Here is a 4,235-nt window from a genome sequence, read left to right as displayed (position 1 = left end):
ACTGGGGCCTGTGGTGCATCGCCTGCGCCGCTTGCACCGGTATTGTTTCACTGATCCTTGAACGGCTGCACAGGGCTGCCAGCGACATCGGAAAGCTTGCCGCAGGGACCTTGCTGTTCTGCGGGATTTGCCTGTTTTGCGCTCAGGGCATCGTGGAAGGCGCCAATGTGCACTTCGATTCATCCCCCGTGGCCAGAGTCACCACCCAGATTCTCCGGATCGAAGCTCCCTCGGGCACCAAGGGGGGAGCGACTTTGCACCTTGCAAACTGGGATGCAGGAGACTCTGTAAAGGTTGTGAAAGCAAGGCAGGATGTGCGGATTTTTCATATGGACCTGGACAAAAAATACGTCACATTCCATGTTCGCAAAGGTTTCTTCGGCGTCCCTTATGCCTCTGAATTCAAGTGACACAGCCGCAAGCAGGTAAACGGTATTTGATTCAGGAAAATTGCGAATATCCTTGGTCACGGCTTACAAGGCGTTACCCGGGTTTGCATGCCGGATGTGAGGCCACAGGAGCGCTCAKGCGTTGAAAAGACCTGTACACAGGAGCTTTTCATGAACTACAAGCGTTTGTCTGCCCTGGCCGTATCCGCAGGCCTGGCCGTTTTCCTGTCCGGTTGCGTGGTGGCGCCCATTGACCCCGGCCCAGTGGCGGTCTATCCGTCCCGTCCCGTCTACGTCCAGCCGGCGCCTATCGTGGTCGCGCCAGCTCCCGGCTATTACTACCGTCCGTATCGGTACAGGCACTGGCGTTAAGGCCTTTGCGCTCGCGTGCCGCACCCCGATAATCGGTGCATGACCATACGCGAAATCCTCAAAATGGGCGACCCGCGGCTGCTGCGCGTGGCCCAGCCCGTCACCGCGTTCGACACTGACGAGTTGCACCTGCTGATCTCGGACATGTTTGACACCATGCGCGCCGTCAATGGCGCAGGCCTGGCGGCCCCGCAGATAGGCGTTGACCTGCAGTTGGTAATCTTCGGGACTGACACGGTCAACCCACGCTATCCCGATGCACCGGTAGTGCCGCGTACCGTCCTGTTAAACCCGTTGATTACGCCGCTGGGCCCTGAAGAAGAAAATGGCTGGGAAGGCTGCCTTTCGGTGCCCGGCCTGCGCGGCCTTGTGCCGCGCCTCTCGCGAATTCGTTACAGCGGCTTTGACCAGTATGGCGATGCCATTGAGCGTTCGGTGGACGGCTTTCATGCGCGGGTGGTGCAGCATGAATGCGATCACCTGATCGGCACGCTGTATCCCATGCGTATCCGCGATTTCAGCCAGTTTGGCTTCACTGAAGTGCTGTTCCCCGGACTGGACGCGTCGGACGACGACTGACCAAGGGAACCCCGAGGGGTACACTGAAGCGGATCGAGGGCTATTTCGCCCCGCCAGAGCGTGTTGTACGCAAGGAAGGTTTTCCGGATGTCGCACGCTCCCGTTCCGGGCGCAGTTCTCATCACCGGAGCTGCCTCGCCACCCCCTTACCAGCTGAAATTTGAAACCGTAAGCGGCAGCGGCGACGACCTGCAGCTGCGCTCCTTGCTGGACCGGCAGCAATTCCATGACCCTCTCGGCGAGGCCGAGCGCGAAGGTATCTCCTCGTCGGCCTGGCCGATATTCGGCTTGCTGTGGCCGTCTGGCCGTGTATTGGCCCATGCCATGCTGACCTTTGAACTGGACGGTAAACGCATCCTGGAGCTCGGTTGCGGCCTGGCGCTTGCCAGTCTTGTGGTTCACCGGCGGCGCGGCGACATTACCGCCAGCGATTGCCATCCGCTGGCGGCAGACTTTCTTCTGGAAAACCTCAAACTCAACCATCTGCCGGTCATGAAATACCAGACGGGTAACTGGTCGCGCGAGAACCCACTGCTTGGGCGTTTTGACTTGATCATCGGCAGTGATGTGCTTTATGACCGCGGCCAGCCCGAGGTGTTGTCCCGGTTTATTGAGCTGCATGCGCTGCCGCACACCGAGGTGCTGATCGTCGATCCGGATCGCGGCAACCGGGCCAGCTTCAATCGCAAAATGGAGGCGCTGGGTTATTCGCGCACTGAAACACGAATCGCCGAGCTGCCGGATGGCGGCAGCTACAAGGGGCGATTGTTGCAATACCTGCGCAAACCGGCCGTTTGAAATTTCATTGCATTTTCAATTCAATGCGAGGGCAGGCGTGGCGCCGCAGACAGTGCTACAGCACGGCAAGGCGGCGCAACAGCCTATCGACTTGAATTGGGATCGAGTCAGGTATTGAGCGCTTCGAGCAGCTCAGTCTCAATCGCGATTTGCGCCTTGTTGTGCTGCAGCTCGGGGCCATCAATCAGGAAGGTATCTTCCACACGCTCGCCCAGGGTACTGACCTTGGCCAGCTGCAGGTTGATACGGTGGCGTGCCAGCACCCGCGCGATGCGGTAGAGCAGCCCGGCCCGGTCGCTCGCCGAGACGCTGAGCAACCAGCGCTGGGCTTTTTCATCGGGTCGCAGGTCCACACGCGGCGCAATGGGAAAGCTCTTGACCCGGCGCGACACGCGGCCTTTGCTCGGAGCGGGTAATGGGCCGGGGTTCTCGATCGTGCGGTCCAGCTCAGCCTCGACCATGGCGGCCAGTTCGCGGTAATGATCGGCCAGCGTCGGGCTGACCACCTGAAAGGTGTCCAGCGCGTAGCCRTTTTTSGCSGTGTGRATCTTGGCGTCCAGAATGCTGAARCCGGCTTCGTCAAARTAGCCGCAGATGCGSGCAAACAGRTCGGGCGCRTCGGGCGTGTAGACCAGCACCTGCATGCCTTCGCCAGCCGACGAACGGCGTGCACGGACAATCGCGTTGGCCTTTCCGACGTGACGCGAAAGCTGTCGTGCGTGCCAAGCGATGTCGGCCGCTTCATGCCGCATGAAATAACTGACGTCCAGCGTGTCCCAGAGCGCCTTGTGGGCCTCGAAGGGTTCGGCGTGCAAGGCCAGCGTGGTGAGCGCTTCACGCTTGCGGGCCTCCACCTCGGCATCGGCATCGGGTGCGCGGCCGCCCAATACACGCAGGGTGTAGCGGTACAGGTCTTCCAGCAGCTTGCCCTTCCAGGCATTCCAGACCTTGGGGCTGGTACCGCGGATGTCGGCCACCGTCAGCAAATAGAGCGCGGTCAGGTAACGCTCGTTGCCCACGCGCTTGGCAAATGCGGCAATCACTTCCGGGTTGCTCAGGTCTTCCTTCTGGGCGATGCGGCTCATGCTCAGGTGCTCACCGACCAGGAATTCGATCAGTTTCGCGTCTTCAGCCGCAATGCCGTGCTGGCGGCAAAAAACGCGCACGTCCTTGCAGCCGAGCTCGGAATGGTCGCCGCCGCGGCCCTTCGCGATGTCGTGGAACAGCGCGGCGATGTAAAGAATCCAGGGTTTGTCCCAGCCGGCTGCGAGCTGCGAGCACATCGGGTACTCATGCGAGTGCTCGGCCATGAAAAAACGCCGCACATTGCGCAGCACCATCAGGATGTGCTGGTCCACCGTGTAGACGTGGAACAGGTCGTGCTGCATCTGCCCGACGATCTTGCGGAAGATCCAGAGGTAGCGGCCCAGCACGGAGGTCTGGTTCATCAGCCGCATGGCATGGGTGATGCCTTCGGGCTGCTGCAGGATGCGGCGGAAGGTATCGCGGTTAACCGGGTCGCTGCGGAACCTGCTGTTCATCAGCCCGCGGGCGTTGTAGAGCGCGCGCAACGTGCGTGCCGACAGGCCCTTGATACCCACGGTGGTCTCAAATACCAAAAAGGTTTCCAGGATGGCGTGCGGTTCGCGCGCATACAGGTCGTCGCTGACCACCTCCAGCATACCGGCCTTGTCGAAAAACCGTTCGTTGATGGGCCGCAGCGGGTAGGTGTTGGGGTTGAGCCGTTCTTCGATATTGAGCAGCAGGATCTGGTTGAGCTGGGTGACTGCCTTGGCTGCCCAGTAGTAGCGTTTCATCACGGCTTCGCTGGCTCGGCGCGGCAGCTTGCTGCCGTCGTCGGCCTCCGCAGAATAGCCAAAGGACTCGGCCACAGCGGTTTGCAGGTCAAACACCAGCCGGTCCTCGCGCCGTCCGGCGATCAGATGCAGGCGGGCGCGTATCAGGCTCAGCAGCGCTTCGTTGGCCTTGATCTGCCGCACCTCGAAAGGCGTGGCCAGGCCGTTGCGGGCCAGGTCGTCCCACGACTTGCCGAGACCCGCAGCGCGCGCTACCCACAAAATCACCTGCAGGTCGCGC

General features: G+C 61.0%; 5 protein-coding genes. 4 read left to right on the top strand and 1 reads right to left on the bottom strand.

Translation table 11 applies throughout. The features are described 5' to 3' along the window. The 4 genes from AC1D0Z_RS16785 to AC1D0Z_RS16770 all read left to right on the top strand — a co-directional run. Nucleotides 1–410: hypothetical protein (locus AC1D0Z_RS16785; RefSeq protein ID WP_477659355.1), on the top strand; the 410-nt coding region annotated here is incomplete at its 5' end. Nucleotides 411–560: 150 nt separating this feature from the next. After that, nucleotides 561–761, top strand: a complete 201-nt coding sequence (locus AC1D0Z_RS16780; protein ID WP_477659354.1) for a hypothetical protein — start codon at nucleotides 561–563, stop codon at nucleotides 759–761. Nucleotides 762–800: 39 nt separating this feature from the next. Continuing rightward, nucleotides 801–1,340 (top strand): peptide deformylase, encoded by a 540-nt coding sequence (gene def / locus AC1D0Z_RS16775; protein ID WP_477659353.1) that lies wholly within the window; start codon nucleotides 801–803, stop codon nucleotides 1,338–1,340. Nucleotides 1,341–1,427: 87 nt separating this feature from the next. Beyond that, complete coding sequence (locus AC1D0Z_RS16770) at nucleotides 1,428–2,138, top strand: class I SAM-dependent methyltransferase (protein ID WP_477659352.1); 711 nt, start codon at nucleotides 1,428–1,430, stop codon at nucleotides 2,136–2,138. A 107-nt stretch (nucleotides 2,139–2,245) separates the two neighbouring features. Here the strand turns inward: AC1D0Z_RS16770 and AC1D0Z_RS16765 are convergent. Next, nucleotides 2,246–4,235: [protein-PII] uridylyltransferase (locus AC1D0Z_RS16765; protein ID WP_477659351.1), on the bottom strand; the 1,990-nt coding region annotated here is incomplete at its 5' end.

The sequence above is a fragment of the Polaromonas sp. P1_E3 genome, from assembly GCF_056405935.1.
Note: the sequence above shows the minus strand (reverse complement) of the source record. Positions and strands in the feature narration are given on the sequence as shown.